Consider the following 18,427-nt stretch of genomic DNA (forward strand, 5'->3'; position numbering starts at 1 on the left):
CTATGTCCATGACATTTTATGGCGAGCGGTTAAGGCTCGCCCGTTTACTAAAAGGTTATACCCTGCAAGAATTGGGGGATGCCGTTGCGGTTACAAGACAAAGCATCCACCAGTATGAGAGTGATGCCAGAGCACCTGCACATGATATACGCAATGCTTTGGCAGAACTCTTGCAGGTATCGCCTAAATTTTTTGAATACCCTCTGGCTGGTGATGTAAAACCAGAACAGTGCCATTTTCGTAAACGCCAGACAACACCAGCGGGTGTGAAGGAAAGGGTGCAATCGTATAGCACCATTCTTGAACAATTAGTATCTGAATTATATGAACACTTAGACTTACCAGAGAACCGTTTTAATCTAATTGATAATGAGAAGATCCCTGAACTCACTGCTCCTATTATTGAAAAGATTGCAGAGGGTGCTCGAGTTCGCTGGGGATTAACAGATGATGCCCCTATAGATAATATGGTTAATGTTGTTGAAAACCAAGGAGCAATAGTTACGACTTTTGATGGGGTCTCAGATAAAGTTGACGCTCTTTCTATTAACAGGAAATACCCCATTATCATTCGTAATACTGCGAAAGAAAGCGTTTGTAGAATGCGTTTTGATATCGCACATGAATGCGGGCATCTAATCATGCATGATGGCATTGAAACTGGTTGTAAAAAAACAGAAAGAGAAGCCGATGCTTTTGCTAGTGCATTTTTATTTCCACGCAAATCTTTTGCTCGAGAATTTCCTGCTTGTATAACATCAAGAGGAACAATTGATTGGAAAAAAGTATACCACCTAAAATTAAGGTGGAAAATGAGTGCAAGAGCGATCATATATCGCGCTCACTTCTTAGGATTTATTAATGCTCAGCAGTATAGAAGTGCCAATGTTTGGTTTAGCCAGACTAGACAAGCTAAAAAAGAAAAGTATGACGACTCCATCCCAATGGAAGAACCTCACATACTTAAAGAGAGTTTATTAGTTTTAAAAGAACAACTTGGTATTTCATTCGAAATGCTTGCAGACAAACTCTGCGTAAAACCATCTTTGTTAGCTGAAATATCTGGCATTGATTATATTCAAGACCAAAGTGATGACTTTGAAAATGTAATTGTTCCCTTTAAATTCTAAGAAAGAATGGCGTAAATCGCCATTCTTTCTAAAAGGAAAAATCAATCCACAACATAACCGTTTAAAATATTACGTCATCCTACCTCTAAAAGGATGAAATTAGCGTAAACATTTTGTGAGTCACTTATACAATACCCAAAAACTAAAATGGCCAATTAATCTCATTATATTTATTGAGCATTTTTTCACCAAAGATAACATCTATAGACCGAGCATAGACAATTAGTCCATGTAAATGATTCCGAAAGCCTATAACCGAAGAAAATCCTTTAAATCTAGCATGTTGTACAGGACCGATTTTCTCGTGTAAACAAAAATGAATATGCTGCTTAATTTTATATTTAAATTCTTTATCAAGCCCGACACTATCTTTATCAACATTTAACCCTAACACTATTTTTTTTGCGCCAGGAGGAATTATTTTAGTCTTATATTTATTCGGATTGAAACCATATTTATTCAAAACCCTATAAATACTGTCTATGATATCTTGAGCATCATGCCTTGAAAAACTCGTATTGATAGATGAAATGGTAATATCGTCAGAGTATCTAGAATATCTAACTTGTAGTTTTTCACATAACAAACTTATTTCTGCGTCTAAATTTTTACATACTAAGTTTGATAAACAAGGACTAGTTGGAGCACCTTGTGGTGTGCTACCTAATTCCTGGTTACGATCGTAAAACTTATATTCTTTTAGATATTTATTTTGTAGCCTATGTAATCTTTCATTTCGAGAGCGAGGAATAGGCCAAGTACAAATCCTAGCTAATTCGAACGATATTAAATTAGAATATCCATTATATTTAAAAACATGATATGCATCTATCTCGGATATACTCTCAAAGAAGTTTGTAATATCAATTTTAATAAGCCATCTACTATTTATATGTACGTGTGCAGCATCATATATAGATGAATATGGTGTATATGCAAAGCTAGCATCATGTGGCAATATATGCTTAAGAACATTATTGTGTATAAACTTCTGTACCTTTAGTAATTGAGGTTCAGGGACAAATATTTTCCGTTTTGAAATACTTCTTTTCTTCCTAATAAGAAAAAATCTATACGGATGAAAGTGTTCTCTATTAATAACTTTGCGTAGAAAAGAATATTCAACACCAGCCATAAAAGCAAGGTGACGCAATGTCAATATTGGTATTACCTTTGGATTTAAATTTATTATTTTTTTTGTGTGTAAGAGCGCACTATCAATTATCTCCGGTTTAACACCTTGGATAAGAGCTTCTGCACGATAACGCTGAGGAGACCATTGTTTCATTTACTTTGACCCCGGAGGGGTAAGTAAAATCGCGACGATAAGAAAGACCACGATCGAGCCGACGAAGTCGGGATCGTCGTGATTTTGCTTACACTATTGCGAGTGCTAATACATGAGCACATAAAACATATGGCCCGCAGGAAAGGTATACACTTCTCCTGACAAGTAATGGTAGTTACTTGTGTTAACGCTAAATGAAACATTATGGCCTCCTCAACGTTGTAGGATAATACCCCTCTTTTATCTGTTTTGGAAGTTCTTTAGCTTTGCCTTTTTTCCTTAACTCTTCGATTAGTAACTGCCCTTCATCAGTCAGTCGATAGTTATCATCAATCCATCCCAAAAATGTTAACCGAACTAAGATATCCGAAACGATTCTTGATGATAACCCACTTCTTGAGGCTATTGCGTTTTTCGTTCTAGGTAACCGTCTTAATGATAATAAAACCAGGATATATTTTTTACCTTCATCATTAAGCTTTTGAAACTTAGCTGATGCGGCTATTCGTTTCTGATTCATAAGGTTCAAATAATTTTCAGGATCATAATCAGCATCTCCCGTGGGGAGTTCATCTTTTAAATCAATAGCTGTTCTATTTCTAAATAAAGGCTTCCATGAATTTGAGCGTTTATAAAGTATAGCAGGTGCATTATTCGGCATGCCATGACTATAACAAATAAGTGCAGCTACTCCCCCATAACCGAAAGGGGTATTTTTATTCTGATCTGGGTTGTATTTATGACATAGAGATGTTATCTTCTTCTTTTCGTCCCCTGAAAAACTATTTTCAATGGTAGGGCATATTTTATTGTAGATTATCGTTGGTTTAAAAGGATGATATTCCATTCTTTTTAAACCTTCCTGTGTCGCAGCATAGCAAACAACAAAAAATTTGATATGATGAGATGAATACCAACTTTTTAATGACGGTGTTTTCTGAAAACAATCGAGGAAATTATACATCTGATTACCAGATCCGATAGTATCAGTTAATATGACAACCTTTCTTATTTTTTTCTTTCTAAAAACCTTGGCTGCAGGATAATATAAATATTTCCTACTATCGGATCTTGATAAATTAGTTGCTATTGTATTAAGCAATCCTTCGCTTCCAATTTCCTTCCGGTTTTTTATTATATTAATTGGTTCAAATGCTTCCCCATCTGCCCTTTGTGGCTTTTTATCACTGAATTTATATACTCTTTCTTCCGGTAAAACTTCACGCTCAACAAAAATAGCTATTGCATGCTCACATTCATTTCCAATATTTTCGACCTCATTCTTTATCGTTTTTTCAAATTCGTAACTAGATACCCAATGTATCTTTTTCAATAAGAGGTTAGCATAAGGCCGATCATCTTCATCAAATTGTTCGAGCCACAGTGATGCTCTTTGGGTCTTATCTAATGTCATTTCATGAGAGCTCATTCTAAACATCCTCATAATTTATATAATATAATATTAAAGCTAAAAGCTATTTTTTTAAAGGATTATTTAGAAAAATCATTTTTGCAAACTTCGTGATATTGACAATGAAAATTGAAAATAACCTTATCTACTTCAGTTCATTGAGTGAGTAAGTTTACTAGATCTAAAGTTCCTCCCTTCCTTAAACAGCAAGTTATGTATATTGGTGTTAACTACATATACGTCAGTATATCTATTCATTATAAATAACAGTAACATAATTATAGTGATATTATCTATTACACATCTTTTTCAATAAAACCTTCAAATCCCACAAACAGTTTCCCGCAGCTTTCCCCTTCCCCCAGTTCTACCCTATCCCCAACTCATAGCAGTGCCCCTAAAAGCTTCCTGTTCTAAGACGAACTGCGACCTGTAAGAAGCGCCTTTGGCGGTCAACCCCTCAGTCAACCAGGAAACGAAGCATGGTCAGAAACTGACCTCCTGTCTTGATACAGGTGACCACACCCTTTATCGCTACTCTGTTGCAAGCGTAGCGACAGACAGAACGCTGTAGAGAAGTCGGATGGCATTGTCGAAGGCTTTGCGTCCGTACTTCCTGCTCAATGTACATAACGCGGCGTCACTTTTGAGAGCGTAAGCGAGTGAAAGTGACGCCAGCGTGCAGATCAGCTTCAACCCAGCTACTGCCTGCAAATTCACTGCAACAAACAGGCTGACCTCAAACAGATGTCAGAAATTTACTTACCAGGAGGAGAAACCAGCACTACCGAACCGATACCGGAGGACAGGTCATTTTACCTGTGTGGGGATATACCTGCCAGAGCAGGCGGCTGCATTCGTGCATCACCGTACCCCGTCATACCTCATCCGCGCATTCTCCAGCGCACCGGTATCGTTCAGCACAGCACGCTGTGCCCAACCGCGCGTCGGAGAATCGAGTGGAGAGTAGTTATGTCGAAACTTACAAGATGAAGGATATTGAGATGTCGGAGGTACCTGTAGCCATTCATATAAACATCAAGCGCAGCCATTACCACTCTTCCTTCCAAGATGATGTTCCGTTATTGTCTGCATCTGCATTTCTGGGGGAAATGGTAAGCTCTAAATTCAGTGCTGACAGGATCTTAAAGAAGGTTTCCAGTCTAGTAGAATCAGGATGTAACTCGAAGCTTGATACCGTATCCTGTCGGATGCCCACTTTGCTGGCGACTTTACCTTGTGAAAGCTTCTGCGTGGGGCGGATATCTTTCAGTAAAGAGCTACGTTGTTTAGTGTTAGTGACTTGCATCATTTTATGCTGGCGGTTGTAGGCGGTAAAATAAATATTACACGCTATGACAGGTAAAATAACGTTTACCCGCCAGAGCCGGTAAATTAAGTTAATTGCTTTTAAAATATAAGAATAATCAGTTCAGACTTACGTTTATCAGCCTACAGAAAAGGAGATCATCATGAGTATGGATTACTGGCTTCAGGCTTTTGATAACGGTGAAGGCGGCTTTTTTCCGCTGTCGGTCGTGGAGAACGCCTTCGGTAGTGCCATTGTCAGTAATGACAACAACGGGTATTTGCGCCTTGAATACCCTTCAGACCCACGATTTCTCGATTTTATAGAACTTAGGGTCCCGGTGTTTAGTACTGAAGAAGGCTTGATGACAGATGGTTTTGCCTTTGTTCATGCGCCGGGCCACAAAGCCTTCTGGCAAAGCCTGGTCGATATTCTGCGTGTCACCCCTACGGCGTTATACTGGGCCGACACTCAGGACGCTCTGGTGATCGGGCAACAAGAAACTCGCCAGCATCTGCCGCCGGATATGATTGAAACGCTGGGGGAGCCTCGTCTTATTACGTCAATCCAGGAGCTATTTGTGACCAGGCCATTCGGCTGATTGACTTATTGGTTATAAAACGTTGCCGCCCGGTTTTTCGCAAAAAGTGCCGCCCGCATCAAATGAATTGTAAAAATGAGGCTCAGGATCTTCTCATTTGCTTCGTTTGCGTTTAAAACGAAAGCGGTTAACCGGCAGTATGCTTTTCTTCTTTACCACTGACCATTATCACGGAGCGAAAAATGGCTACGCACTTTGCACGAGGGACCCTGGGCGACGGTTATCACCTTTCTACTCGCCTGTCTTCAGCCTGCCATCATCAGGCCCGCCAGTTCCCTGAACACCGACGGACGCGTTTTCTGGCCTCCAGAGCGCTGCTGGCTGAATTGATGTTTATGCTGTACGGAATTAGCGAATTGCCGGAAATCACTATTCTGACTGGCGGACGTCCCCTGTTCCGTGATAGCACCCTGCCTCGTTTTTCTATTGCTTACACCGGTAATATTGTCGGCGTGGCGCTAACGACCGAAGGCGACTGCGGACTGGCGCTTCAGCGTTCAACGCCACGTTTTCATACCGCCCAGACGACCGATCGCTATAACTTCACCAGTAATGAAGCGCTGTGGATCAATAACCAGAGCGATCCGAATGAAGCCAGCGCGCAGCTTATGGCGTTACGTCAGAGCGTGCTGAAGCTGACGGGCGAGGTTGAAAGTAATTCTCCCGATATTCTGCAACTGCTGCCCGGCTCAGGGCGTTTGCGCGCGGCCAGCGTCGCCAGGATAGAGGCGGTCTGCGATGCTGAGGACGTGCTGGTGTGGTCCGTGGCCGTCACTCCTGCCATTGAGCGCCTGAAGGTCTGGGAATATAGCGGTAAAAGTAACTGGCGCTGCCTGCCGGATACGCAGGTGCGCGCCAATGAACCTGCCGCTCGCCTGATGCGTTTTACCAGCATAGCCTCCGAAAAAGCGTTTACACTCAACGAATCCGATCAAAAGTAATCTCCATAACACGAAGGAGTCATTATGTCTGATACGTTGAACGTTGTTACGTTGTTGGGAAGTTTGCGCAAAGGGTCATTTAACGCGATGGTCGCGCGAACGCTGCCGAAAATCGCCCCGGCGAACATTCAGGTAAGCGCATTACCGTCGATTGGCGATATTCCCCTGTACGATGCGGATATTCAGCAGGAAGAGGGTTTTCCAGCGAGCGTGGAGGCGCTGGCTGAACAAATCCGCCAGGCGGACGGGGTGGTTATCGTCACGCCGGAATATAACTATTCCGTACCGGGCGGCTTAAAAAATGCTATCGACTGGCTTTCTCGCCTGCCTGAGCAGCCGCTGGCGGGCAAACCCGTGCTCATTCAGACCAGCTCGATGGGTGCCATTGGCGGCGCGCGCTGTCAGTATCATCTGCGTCAGATTCTGGTGTTTCTCGACGCGATGGTGATGAATAAGCCGGAGTTTATGGGCGGCGTGATCCAGAATAAAGTAGATCCGCAGACGGGTGAAGTGATTGACCAGAGCACGCTGGATCATCTGACCGGACAGCTAACGGCGTTTGGCGAGTATATTCAGCGGGTGAAAGCGTAATTCCCCTCACCCCATCCCTCTCCCACAGGGAGAGGGAACATCAATGCTTAATGCGCGTCAATAAACACAATCTTCAGTACAAACAGTACCGCGACGATAATCACGCACGGGCTGAGATCGCGCAGACGGCCGGTGCCGATTTTCATTACGCAGTAGGAGATAAAGCCCAGCGCGATACCTTCGGTAATGGAGAAGCTGAACGGCATCATCACCGCGGTAATAAACGCCGGTACGGATTCGGTTAAATCTTCCCACTTCACGCGCGCCAGGCTGGAGGTCATCAGCACGCCGACGTAAATCAGCGCGCCCGCCGCCGCGTAGGACGGCACCATACCCGCCAGCGGCGAGAGGAAAATCACCAGCAGGAACAGTACGCCGACAACGACAGCCGTCAGACCGGTACGGCCGCCGACGGAGACGCCGGAAGAGGATTCGATATAGGCGGTAACAGAGGATGTGCCGATGAACGAACCGGCTACGGACGAGATACTGTCCACATACAGCGCCTGCTTCATGCGCGGGAACTTGCCCTTCTCATCTGCCAGGCCCGCTTTGTCGGTCACACCGATCAGTGTGCCGGAGGAGTCAAACAGGTTGACCAGCATGAAGGAGAAAATCACGCCTGCCAGACCCAGGTTAAAGGAACCCGCCAGGTCAACATGACCAATCACCGTGCTGACGCTCGGCGGCGCGGAAACGATGCCGTTGTAGTGGACATCGCCCAGCATCCAGCCCAGCAGCGTCGTGACGACGATGGACACCAGTACCGCCGCGTGGATATTACGTGACGCCAGGATAGCGATAATGAAGAAGCCCAGCACGCCCAGCAGCACGCTGTGCGAGGTCAGGTTGCCGATGCTGACCAGCGTTTCCGGGTTGGCGACAATCACGCCCGCGTTTTTCAGGCCCATCATGCCGATAAACAGACCGATACCGCTGGTGATACCGACGCGCAGGCTTACCGGGATATTGGCAATCATCCAGTAGCGCACGCGGAAAATCGTCAGCAGCAGCAGGCCAACCGCGCCCCAGAAAATCGCCCCCATGCCCACCTGCCACGGCAGGCCCATCGCCTGAACCACGACAAAAGCAAAGAACGCGTTAAGCCCCATCGCCGGAGCCAGCGCGACCGGCAGATTAGCGAAGACGCCCATCAGGATGCTGCCAAGCGCAGCAATCAGGCAGGTGGTCACGAAGACGGCACTGGTGTCCATCCCTGCCACGCCAAGGATCTGCGGGTTAACAAAAACGATGTAAACCATCGTCAGAAAGGTGGTGAACCCGGCAATAATTTCTGTGCGTGCAGTGGTGCCGTGCGCACGTAATTTAAACACGCGCTCAAGTATTCCCTGACCAGATGCCTGGCTGTGGTGTTGTTGACTCATTATCTGTTTCCGAGAAAAGGAGGGAAAATCCGTCGCTATCCTATACCAAAATGAGACAATAGGAAGATTCAGGAGAGACTTTTTTCATTGATTTTGCTTATACGGCAACGATTGCGTGGCATAAATTTCATCAGGTAAACGTTAAACTTGTTAAAAGGGAAACAGGCATGTCCCACATTGAAGCAGTATTTTTCGATTGCGACGGTACGCTGGTCGACAGTGAAGTGATTTGTTCTCGCGCCTATGTGCATATGTTCCAGCAGTACGGCATCACCCTCGATCTGGAAACGATTTTTAAGCGTTTTAAAGGCGTTAAGCTTTACGAGATCATCGACACTATTAACGCCGAGTATGGGGTTAACCTGGCGAAAGCCGATTTAGAGGCCGTGTATCGCGCTGAGGTCGCTCGCCTGTTTGACTCTGAGTTGGTAGGTATCGCAGGCGCGAACGCGCTGCTGGATAGCGTAACGGTGCCGATGTGCGTGGTCTCTAACGGCCCGGTGAGCAAAATGCAGCACTCGTTAGGGCGCACCGGCATGCTGCACCACTTCCCGGAAAAATTGTTCAGTGGCTACGATATCCAGCGCTGGAAGCCCGATCCGGCGTTGATGTTTCACGCGGCGAAGGCGATGAACGTCAATGCGGAACATTCGGTGCTGGTGGATGATTCCGTTGCCGGGGCACAGTCCGGGATCGCCGCCGGGATGGAAGTGTTCTATTTTTGTGCCGATCCGCATAACAAGCCTATCGAACATCCGAAAGTGACGACGTTTACCGATCTGGCGCAGTTGCCAGAATTATGGAACGCCCGCGGCTGGGATATTACGCGGTAAATGCCGGGCGGCGGCTTCGCCTTGTCCGGCCTACAAAAACCAACAATATCCGCGCGTTACCGCATAACCGTAGGCCCGGTAAGCGCAGCGCCACCGGGCATCCGGTCAACGGACTTATTTAAACAGCTTCTGCACAAACTCGGCATACGCAGGACGCCACACATCCATTTCATGCCCCAGTCCCGGATAAACGGTGTAGTCGTTATGAATACCCTGTTTATCCAGTAGCGCTTTTAGCCCTTTAATGTCTTTCCCCGTCACCTCATCTTTTTCGCCAATCACCAGCGTGAAATTGCGTAGCTGTTGATTAACCGACTGCGGGTTATTAAAACGCTGGGCGACGGTTTGATCGGGCACGGTGATGGTCGTGACGCCGCTGAACAGCCCCAGCCAGCCGAAGCTTTCCGGATGTTTTAGTGCCGACAGTTCGGCCTGATAGCCTCCCTGGGAAAGCCCGGCCAGCGCCCGCCCTTCGGCATCCTTACGCACGTTATAGCGCTGAGTAATCAGCGGGATGATATCGTGCATCAATTCCCGGTCGCCAAGCGTGGCGTTGGGGAGATAAAACTGCGAGCGGATATCGGCGTAGCGATAGCTTTCTGGCGTTGTTGTGGCCGTATCCGTTTCTGTCTCAGGCAACACCACCAGCATCGGTTTGATTTTCCCCTCTGCCAGCAGGTTATCCATCATCTGCGGAATACGTCCCTGATTGATGGCTGAAAGGGTGGTATCGCCAAAGCCGTGATAGTAATACAGCACCGGCAGCGGCTCTTTTGTTGCGTTATATCCCGGCGGCGTCCAGACATAGATCTGCCGTTCGGCATTGAGTTCGCGGGAATGATAGGTCAACAAATGTAGTTCGCCGTGAGGCACATTACGCACGTCGAGCAGGCAACCCGGCACCAGCACCAGGCTGGTGTTCACCTGCCGCTGCGGCTTGGTGTAAGGCGTGCCGGAGTCAATCGTGCGCAGGCCATCGACTTCATAAAAATATTCGTACAGGTTGCCGGGCATCGCCGCGCTGGTCCATGTCCAGACGCCGTTAGCATCTTTCTGCATGGCATGCGTAACATGGCTTTCATCGGTTGCGCCGGTCACCACATTGACCGTTTTGGCCTCCGGTGCCCAGAGCCTGAAGGTGACGGTTTTATCGGGGTTAACCTGCGTAATAAACTGATTTACGGGCGCGTTTTCACCGGGTCCCGGAAGGGTTGAGGCGGCCTGAGCCTGATACATAAAAGCGCCTAAAGCGAGGGAAACCGCGAGGGTGAGAGAGATCTTTTTCATGAGCGAGTCCTTGCAGAATGATTAACTGTAGAACAATAACAAGGGTGACTATACCGTTCTGTGATGAGTGGCAAAAACCAGACTGTTAATTCAGCAAAGGTTGCTTTAACGTAGTTGTGACAAACGACGTTACTCACAGGATGTTTTTATGCCGACGACTCACAAACCGTTACCCTCTTTCAAATACCATCCACAGCCGCTGGAAACCGGTGCGTTTGAGCAGGATAAGACTGTCACCTGCGACTGCTGCGAGCAGCCGACGCCGGTTTATTACACCAGCCCCTTTTACAGCGTTGACGATATTGATCACCTCTGTCCGTGGTGTATCGCCGACGGTAAAGCCGCTGAAAAATTCGAAGGCAGTTTCCAGGATGACGCCAGCATTGAAGAAGTGAAAGCCCAGTATGATGAAGAAGGGGAATTTAATGGCGTTCAAATCCCGTATTCTGACGAGATGCTCAAAGCACTGATCGAACGCACACCGGGCTATCGCGGCTGGCAACAGGAACACTGGCTGGCGCACTGCGGTGACTTCTGCGCTTTTATCGGTTACGTCGGCTGGGAAGAGATTAAAGACCGTCTTCATGAGTTTGCCAGCCTTGAAGAAGACTGTGCGGACTTTGGTATGCATTATGATGATTTACCGAAATACCTGCATAACGATGGCGATTGCCAGGGCTATCTGTTTCGCTGCCTGGAATGTGGGAAATTACGTCTGTGGGCAGATTTTTCATGATCGGTAGTCAAATTAAGGAGTAAGCGTTTATGCCGGATTTACTGGCCCGCTATCAGGGCTGTTTACTGGGACTGGCCAGCGGCGACGCGGTGGGAACGACCGTCGAGTTCCGGGCCAAAGATTCCTTTACGCCGCTCACCACCATGCAGGGCGGCGGCCCGTTTAATCTGAAGGTCGGGCAGTGGACGGACGATACGTCAATGGCGCTGTGCCTCGCGCAAAGCCTGGTAACCTGCCAGGGTTTCGATGCGGGCGATCAGATGAACCGCTACCTCAACTGGTGGCGCTGGGGTTATTTCAGCTCAACCGGGGAGTGCTTCGACATTGGCAGCACCGTCGCCCGGGCGCTGGGGAAATTTGCGCTGGATGGCAATCCGTACGCGGGTTCTGAAGCGCCAGACACTGCCGGTAACGGCTCGCTGATGCGTCTCGCGCCAGCGGTGCTGTATTATTATCCGGATCGCCAACAGGCGCTGGAATATGCCGAAGCTTCATCGCGCACCACTCACGCCGCGCCGGAAGCCATCGCCAGTTGCCATCTCTTCGCGCAGTATTTGCTCAATGCGCTGAGCGGAAAAGACAAAGAAGAAACGCTTTCCGCACTGGAGGAACTGCCGCCGCAGGAAAACCTGCGCCAGATAGCTCTGGGCAGCTATCGCCAGAAACCGCGTTCGGCCATTCACGGCACCGGCTATTGCGTGCAAAGTCTTGAAGCGGCGCTATGGTGCTTTTATCACGGGGCGGATTTTGAAGAGACGATCCTGCTGGCGGCCAATCTTGGCGATGACGCCGACACCACTGCCGCGATAGCGGGTCAACTGGCGGGCGCATTTTATGGCGTGGAGGGTATTCCGCAGGCATGGCGCGATCGGCTGTGGCAGTATGAGGATATTGACGCGCTGGCGCGGCAACTGCTGGAGAAGCCGCAGGTATAAGATGTCTCGCCGGAGGGTTTCCATCATCCGGCGAGCACAACATCACTCTTTCGGATCGCGGCCTGCCAGCAGTTTATCCAGTTCATCACCGCCCACGTGACGGAAATCCTGCCCCTTCACGAAGTAGAAGATAAACTCACAGATGTTCTGGCAGCGGTCGCCAATACGCTCGATAGAGCGTGCGCAGAACAGCGCGGTCAGCACGCTGGGGATAGTACGCGGATCTTCCATCATGTAGGTCATCAGCTGGCGCACGATGCCTTCATACTCCTGATCCACTTTTTTATCTTCACGATAAATCCGTACCGCTTCGTCCAGATCCATACGGGCGAAGGCATCCAGCACGTCATGCAGCATCTGCACGGTGTGTCGCCCCAGCGACTCGAGGCTCACCAGCAACGGCTGATGCTGTTGGGAGAATTTCTCCAGCGCGGTGCGGCAGATTTTGTCCGCTACGTCGCCGATACGCTCCAGCTCGGCGATGGTTTTGATGATCGCCATGACCAGGCGCAGGTCGCTCGCCGTCGGCTGACGTTTGGCGATAATGCGCACGCAGGCTTCATCGATGGCGACCTCCATCATATTGACCTGCTTGTCGCCTTCCACCACCCGCTTCGCCAGCTCGCTATCCTGATTGTGCATCGCAGTGATCGCATCCGATAACTGCTGTTCCACCAGGCCGCCCATCGTCATTACTTCGGTACGAATATGTTCCAGTTCAGCGTTAAACTGGCCGGAAATGTGTTTGTTAAGGTTAAGGTTTTCCATGACGCACTCCTGAATCAACCGTAGCGGCCGGTGATATAGTCTTCAGTCTGTTTTTTGGCGGGCTTGGTAAACAGATCGTCCGTGTTGCTGAACTCGATCAGCTCGCCAAGATACATAAACGCCGTGTGATCGGAGCAACGTGCGGCCTGCTGCATGTTATGGGTCACGATCACTACGGTATAGTCCTGTTTTAATTCAGTAATCAGTTCTTCAATGCGCCCGGTAGAGATCGGGTCCAGCGCCGAACACGGCTCATCCAGCAGCAGGACGTCCGGGCGAATCGCGATCCCGCGCGCGATGCACAGACGCTGCTGCTGACCGCCGGAAAGGGAATAACCGCTCTGATGCAGCTTATCCTTGGTTTCATTCCACAAAGCGGCTTTGGTTAACGCCCACTGCACGCGCTCGTCCATATCGGCGCGGGAGAGCTTTTCAAACAGGCGTACGCCAAAAGCGATATTGTCATAAATCGACATCGGAAACGGCGTCGGCTTCTGAAAGACCATGCCGACTTTAGCGCGCAGCAGAGCGATATCCTGCGCGTGGTTAAGAATGTTTTCACCGTCCAGCAGGATTTCGCCTTCAGCGCGCTGCTCCGGATACAGTTCATACATCTTATTGAAGGTGCGCAGCAGCGTCGATTTACCGCAGCCGGACGGCCCGATGAACGCCGTCACCTGGTTTTTAGCAATCTCCAGGTTAATGTTTTTCAGGGCATGGAATTTGCCGTAGTAGAAGTTCAAATCACGAACCTGAATTTTACCCGGTGCGGTGTTAACCATACTCATCTCACTCTCTTCCTCATCATGCCTGATGGCGCTTCGCTTATCAGGCCTACAAATGTCTTCAATCGTAGGCCGAATAAGGCGTTACGCCGCCATCCGGCACTTCGTCTTAACCGTGTTTCTGTTTCGCGAAGATCACGCGCGCCAGAATGTTCAGTAACAGTACGCATAGCGTGATGATCAGCACGCCAGCCCAGGCCAGTTGCTGCCACTCCGCAAACGGGCTCATCGCAAATTTAAAGATGGTCACCGGCAGGTTGGCGATCGGCTGCATCATGTCGGTGCTCCAGAACTGGTTGGAGAGCGCGGTAAACAGCAGCGGCGCGGTCTCACCGGCGATGCGGGCAACGGCCAGCAGCACGCCGGTCATAATCCCGGAGACTGAGGCTTTCAGGGTGATCGCGGAGATCATCTTCCACTTCGGCGTCCCCAGCGCATAGGCTGCTTCACGCAGGCTATCCGGCACCAGCTTAAGCATGTTTTCGGTAGTTCGGATGACGATAGGCACCTGCAACAACGCCAGCGCGATGACGCCCGCCCAACCGGAGAAGTGCTGCATCTGCGCCACCACCACGGTATAAACAAACAGACCCACCACAATAGAAGGCGCGGAGAGCAGAATATCGTTAATAAAGCGGATCACTTCAGCCAGCCAGGATTTACGGCCATATTCCGCCAGATAAATCCCCGCCAGGATGCCGAGCGGCGTGCCCAGCACGGTAGCCCACAAAATCAGCAAGCCACTACCGGCCAGCGCATTCGCCAGCCCGCCACCTGCGGTATTCGGCGGCGGCGTCATTTCGGTGAACAGCGCCAGAGACATGCCGTCAAAGCCGCGTGTAATGGTGGACATCAGGATCCAGATCAGCCAGAACAACCCGAAAACCATCGTCGCCATGGAGAGGGTCAGGGCAATGCGGTTTTTCATGCGCCGACGCGCCTGCATCTTGCGACGGGATTCCGCCAGTGCCGCAGTGCTTTGCATTTCGAGCGTAGCCATCAGCGCGCCCCCTCGTTTTTCGCCAGGCGCATCACCATAAATTTAGAGATAGCCAGCACGATAAAAGTAATCACAAACAGGATCAGTCCCAGCTCCATCAGCGCAGCAACGTGCAGACCGGATTCCGCTTCGGCAAATTCGTTCGCCAGCGCGGAGGTGATACTGTTGCCTGGCATATACAGCGAGACGCTGTCGAGCTGGTAGGTGTTGCCGATGATAAAGGTCACCGCCATGGTTTCCCCCAGCGCACGACCCAGACCGAGCATCACGCCGCCGATAACGCCATTTTTGGTGAACGGAAGCACAATGCGCCAGATCACTTCCCAGGTGGTGCAGCCAATACCGTAGGCCGACTCTTTCATCATCACCGGGGTTTGTTCGAAGACATCGCGCATGACCGCAGCGATGTAGGGAATAATCATAATGGCGAGGATCACGCCTGCCGCCAGGATACCGATGCCGAATGCCGGACCGGAAAACAGCGCACCAACAAACGGGATGTTGGAAAGGATATTGCCGACCGGCTCCTGGAAGTAAGTGGCGAACAGCGGGGCGAAAATAAACAGCCCCCACATGCCGTAAACGATACTGGGGATCGCCGCCAGAAGCTCAATCGCAATACCGAGCGGACGCTTCAGCCACGCGGGCGACAGCTCCGTCAGGAACAGGGCAATGCCGAAGCTGACGGGAACCGCAATCAGCAGCGCGATAATGGAGGTCGCCAGGGTACCGTAAATGGGCACCAGCGCGCCGTAGATATCGTTCGGGGCATCCCACTCTTTGGTCCACAGGAATGAGAAACCGAATTTCTCAATGCTGGGCCAGGAGGAGATGATCAGGGAGACGATAATACCGCCCAACATAAATAGCACGATCAGCGCAGCCAGTTTTACCAGCGCGCTGAATATCATGTCACCTTTTTTACCCGGCGGGTTAATTACACCCCTGGTTGCAGCCATAAATCACTCTTTAGTTAACGACGCCTTACGAATATGCCCGGTGACGTTTACCGGGCCTACAGTTTGTAGCTGTAAGGCGGGCAAGCACCGTGCCACCCGCCATTTTCGTCAGTATATCTAATTAGTACAGCGCTTTACCGCTGCTGTCTTTCACATTGGTTTTCCATGCAGCACGAACCTGCTCAACCACGTTATCCGGCAGCGAAGCGTAATCCAGGTCATTAGCCTGTTTCGCGCCGTCTTTATACGCCCAGTCGAAGAACTTCAGCACTTCAGCGCCCTGCTCAGGTTTTTTCTGCTCTTTATGGATCAGAATGAAGGTGGTGGAGGTAATCGGCCACGCATCGTCACCCTTCTGGTTGGTCAGGTCCTGAGCGAAGGATTTGCTCCAGTCCACACCTTTCGCCGCGTTAGCAAAGCTGTCTTCGGTCGGGCTTACCGGTTTACCGTCCGCGGAAACCAGTTTGGTATACGCCAGGTTGTTCTGCTTGGCATAAGCATATTCTACATAGCCGATTGAGCCAGGCAGACGCTGTACGAACGCGGCGATGCCGTCGTTACCTTTACCGCCCAGACCGGTCGGCCAGTTTACGGTAGAGCCTGCGCCAACTTTCGATTTCCACTCTTCGTTCACTTTCGCCAGGTAGCTGGTGAAGACGAAAGAGGTACCGGAACCGTCTGCACGACGAACCACGGCGATGTTCTGCGAAGGCAGTTTCAGGCCCGGGTTCAGTTTAGTGATGGCGGCATCATCCCACTTCTTAATTTTACCCAGATAGATGTCGCCGAGGGTTTTACCATCCAGCACCAGCTCGCCGGATTTCAGACCTGGAATGTTTACGGCCAGCACCACGCCGCCAATAACGGTCGGGAACTGAAACAGGCCTTCCTGCTGGAGTTTTTCGTCAGACAGCGGGGCGTCAGAAGCACCGAAATCAACGGTATTCGCGATGATCTGTTTTACGCCGCCGGAGGAACCGATACCCTGGTAGTTTACTTTGCTACCGGTTTCTTTCTGATAGGTATCCGCCCATTTGGCATACACTGGCGCAGGAAAAGTTGCACCTGCACCTGTCAGGCTTGCTGCCGCGTTAACAGCGAAAGCGCTCATGGATAAGGTCGCGGTGACAACCGTTGCGACAGTGGTACGCATAACGTTCATAATGTCTCCTGCTGGGATTCGTAAATCATTGTTAAGTGGCTACGAAGAGCAAAATAGGACAATCAGGTGACAGTTATATGTAAGGTTTGTGACAGTTTGATGACAATAAAAAAGGGAGTGGTAATTTGATGAAAAATAGAGTGATTAATTCACGTAGTCTTTATTTTTTGGCATGGCCTTTGGCGAACAATCAGCTTCGGAAAGGGAAATATGACAACGGCTGTCATAAAAACAGCCGTTAGCGTATTAATTGGCGATTTCAATCGTCAACGTTGCCGTCGCACTGAACTGGCCGGGTTTCGGTCTTGCCCCGGTAGCACTGGCGGGCGCACCTGAAAAAGTAAGCGTTCCCAGGGTATCCCCCATGACATCTGGAATTTTTGTGGTATCCACCTCCAGCGCACCGCTATTCACATTTATCTCCCGGTTGCGCTTATCATAAATTTTGATACCCACATCTGGATTGTCCGTACCGATCATTGTTTCATCCGTGCCCACAGGGGATGCATGTAACGTCGCGCCCAGCGTATCGTAAAACATCATATTGGTACATTTGATATTCACCGTACGGGTTATTTTATGTGCGGACAGCGCCTGCCCTTTGGTTGACGCAAATTCTGACGCCAGAATTTTGTTGAAATCAAAAAGAATGGCCTGCCCTTCATCGATCTCGCAGGATTGCGGCACGGTTACTGTCCCCTGAACAATCACATCAGCGATAATATCGTTCGATACCGTATGGGGATCGATAGTGGCGTAGATATTTGCTATCACCGTCTGTGGAATAGTCATCACCCCGGTAAAGGGTTTTTTGACGTACAAATAAATCTGTCCTGAGCCGCCACTGTAAAAGGTTGTCGCGGAACTTACACCATTGTGACATTGATAAGAACCATCGATTTTATTAGGCAGGTGATCAAAAGGAACCGCCGTATAGCCAATGCCCAAAATATAGGTGAGCAGGCCAATATCAACATTTTCATTGAGATTGAAATAAGGGACATTGTTCTTAGTCCCCGCTGCTGCCAGCGCTGGGTTAATGCGGCTGGTGATATAAGTATGATCGTAGCTTTGATTAGGTTCCGTCAGGCAGTAGCATGTCCCCCTGAATGAAGTATTGCTGTTATTGACATCAATAAGCGTTGCGGCCCCGGCTTTATTATCAATAATACTAAACTGCTCTGTAAAATTGAGATAGTTATGATACCTACCGTTATCTGCAACGCAGTATCCTGTTGGAGATGCTTGCGTAAAAAACGCAGCGGCGCATAAGGCTAAAAGCCAGTATTGCAGTTTCATTTTTATC

Annotated in this window: 18 protein-coding genes; 7 read left to right on the forward strand and 11 right to left on the reverse strand. The window is 49.2% G+C overall.

What is annotated here, in order from left to right; all coding sequences use genetic code 11:
• Positions 1-2 precede the first annotated feature (2 nt).
• The gene (locus INT84_RS16590; protein ID WP_194207678.1) at positions 3-1,130 is read left to right on the forward strand and encodes an ImmA/IrrE family metallo-endopeptidase; all 1,128 of its coding nucleotides are present in this window, start codon (positions 3-5) and stop codon (positions 1,128-1,130) included.
• Positions 1,131-1,272: 142 nt separating this feature from the next.
• Here the strand turns inward: INT84_RS16590 and INT84_RS16595 are convergent, their stop codons facing one another.
• The 3 genes from INT84_RS16595 to INT84_RS16605 form a co-directional block, all read right to left on the reverse strand.
• On the reverse strand, positions 1,273-2,418 hold the full coding sequence (locus INT84_RS16595) for a reverse transcriptase family protein (RefSeq protein ID WP_194207679.1): 1,146 nt from the start codon (positions 2,416-2,418) through the stop codon (positions 1,273-1,275).
• Between the two features lie 202 nt (positions 2,419-2,620).
• Positions 2,621-3,847: a hypothetical protein gene (locus INT84_RS16600; protein ID WP_194207680.1), complete on the reverse strand. Its 1,227-nt coding sequence runs from the start codon at positions 3,845-3,847 to the stop codon at positions 2,621-2,623.
• Positions 3,848-4,880: 1,033 nt separating this feature from the next.
• Complete coding sequence (locus INT84_RS16605; protein WP_194207726.1) at positions 4,881-5,138, reverse strand: helix-turn-helix domain-containing protein; 258 nt, start codon at positions 5,136-5,138, stop codon at positions 4,881-4,883.
• A gap of 163 nt (positions 5,139-5,301) precedes the next feature.
• Between INT84_RS16605 and INT84_RS16610 the strand changes: the two genes are divergently transcribed.
• The 3 genes from INT84_RS16610 (at position 5,302) to INT84_RS16620 (ending at position 7,271) form a co-directional block, all read left to right on the forward strand.
• Positions 5,302-5,739 (forward strand): hypothetical protein, encoded by a 438-nt coding sequence (locus INT84_RS16610; protein ID WP_194207681.1) that lies wholly within the window; start codon positions 5,302-5,304, stop codon positions 5,737-5,739.
• A gap of 182 nt (positions 5,740-5,921) precedes the next feature.
• The gene (locus INT84_RS16615; protein ID WP_194207682.1) at positions 5,922-6,680 is read left to right on the forward strand and encodes a 4'-phosphopantetheinyl transferase superfamily protein; all 759 of its coding nucleotides are present in this window, start codon (positions 5,922-5,924) and stop codon (positions 6,678-6,680) included.
• 24 nt (positions 6,681-6,704) lie between these two features.
• A complete protein-coding gene (locus INT84_RS16620; protein WP_194207683.1) occupies positions 6,705-7,271 on the forward strand; it encodes an NADPH-dependent FMN reductase in 567 nt (188 codons plus the stop codon).
• A 47-nt stretch (positions 7,272-7,318) separates the two neighbouring features.
• Here the strand turns inward: INT84_RS16620 and adeP are convergent, their stop codons facing one another.
• Positions 7,319-8,656 carry an adenine permease AdeP gene (gene adeP, locus INT84_RS16625; RefSeq protein ID WP_194207684.1) on the reverse strand — a complete coding sequence of 446 codons (1,338 nt, stop codon included), beginning with the start codon at positions 8,654-8,656 and terminating at the stop codon, positions 7,319-7,321.
• A gap of 167 nt (positions 8,657-8,823) precedes the next feature.
• Here adeP and yieH point away from each other — a divergent pair, with 167 nt between their 5' ends.
• On the forward strand, positions 8,824-9,489 hold the full coding sequence (yieH, locus tag INT84_RS16630; RefSeq protein ID WP_194207685.1) for a 6-phosphogluconate phosphatase: 666 nt from the start codon (positions 8,824-8,826) through the stop codon (positions 9,487-9,489).
• Between the two features lie 114 nt (positions 9,490-9,603).
• On the opposite strand, the gene INT84_RS16635 is transcribed toward yieH, so the two are convergent.
• Complete coding sequence (locus tag INT84_RS16635) at positions 9,604-10,776, reverse strand: esterase (RefSeq protein WP_194207686.1); 1,173 nt, start codon at positions 10,774-10,776, stop codon at positions 9,604-9,606.
• Between the two features lie 148 nt (positions 10,777-10,924).
• On the opposite strand from INT84_RS16635, the gene cbrC reads away from it, so the two are divergent.
• Complete coding sequence (cbrC, locus tag INT84_RS16640; protein ID WP_194207687.1) at positions 10,925-11,512, forward strand: PF03691 family colicin E2 tolerance protein CbrC; 588 nt, start codon at positions 10,925-10,927, stop codon at positions 11,510-11,512.
• A gap of 29 nt (positions 11,513-11,541) precedes the next feature.
• Complete coding sequence (locus tag INT84_RS16645) at positions 11,542-12,447, forward strand: ADP-ribosylglycohydrolase family protein (protein ID WP_194207688.1); 906 nt, start codon at positions 11,542-11,544, stop codon at positions 12,445-12,447.
• Positions 12,448-12,489: 42 nt separating this feature from the next.
• Here INT84_RS16645 and phoU read toward each other — a convergent pair whose 3' ends face one another.
• From phoU to INT84_RS16675, 6 genes are all read right to left on the reverse strand, one after another.
• Entirely contained in the window at positions 12,490-13,215 is a 726-nt protein-coding gene (gene phoU / locus INT84_RS16650; protein ID WP_176918541.1) for a phosphate signaling complex protein PhoU, read from the reverse strand.
• Positions 13,216-13,229: 14 nt separating this feature from the next.
• Positions 13,230-14,003, reverse strand: coding sequence for a phosphate ABC transporter ATP-binding protein PstB (gene pstB / locus INT84_RS16655; RefSeq protein ID WP_228066299.1), 774 nt, complete (start codon positions 14,001-14,003; stop codon positions 13,230-13,232).
• Between the two features lie 106 nt (positions 14,004-14,109).
• Entirely contained in the window at positions 14,110-15,000 is an 891-nt protein-coding gene (gene pstA / locus INT84_RS16660) for a phosphate ABC transporter permease PstA (protein ID WP_176918542.1), read from the reverse strand.
• Positions 15,000-15,959: a phosphate ABC transporter permease PstC gene (gene pstC / locus INT84_RS16665; protein WP_176918543.1), complete on the reverse strand. Its 960-nt coding sequence runs from the start codon at positions 15,957-15,959 to the stop codon at positions 15,000-15,002. The genes pstA and pstC overlap by 1 nt, the downstream gene beginning before the upstream one ends.
• Positions 15,960-16,080: 121 nt before the next feature.
• The gene (pstS, locus tag INT84_RS16670; protein ID WP_194207689.1) at positions 16,081-17,121 is read right to left on the reverse strand and encodes a phosphate ABC transporter substrate-binding protein PstS; all 1,041 of its coding nucleotides are present in this window, start codon (positions 17,119-17,121) and stop codon (positions 16,081-16,083) included.
• Between the two features lie 246 nt (positions 17,122-17,367).
• Positions 17,368-18,420 (reverse strand): fimbrial protein, encoded by a 1,053-nt coding sequence (locus INT84_RS16675; RefSeq protein ID WP_194207690.1) that lies wholly within the window; start codon positions 18,418-18,420, stop codon positions 17,368-17,370.
• Positions 18,421-18,427 lie beyond the last annotated feature (7 nt).

Source organism: Superficieibacter sp. 1612_C1 (assembly GCF_015234305.1).
Classification (GTDB): Bacteria; Pseudomonadota; Gammaproteobacteria; order Enterobacterales; family Enterobacteriaceae; genus Superficieibacter.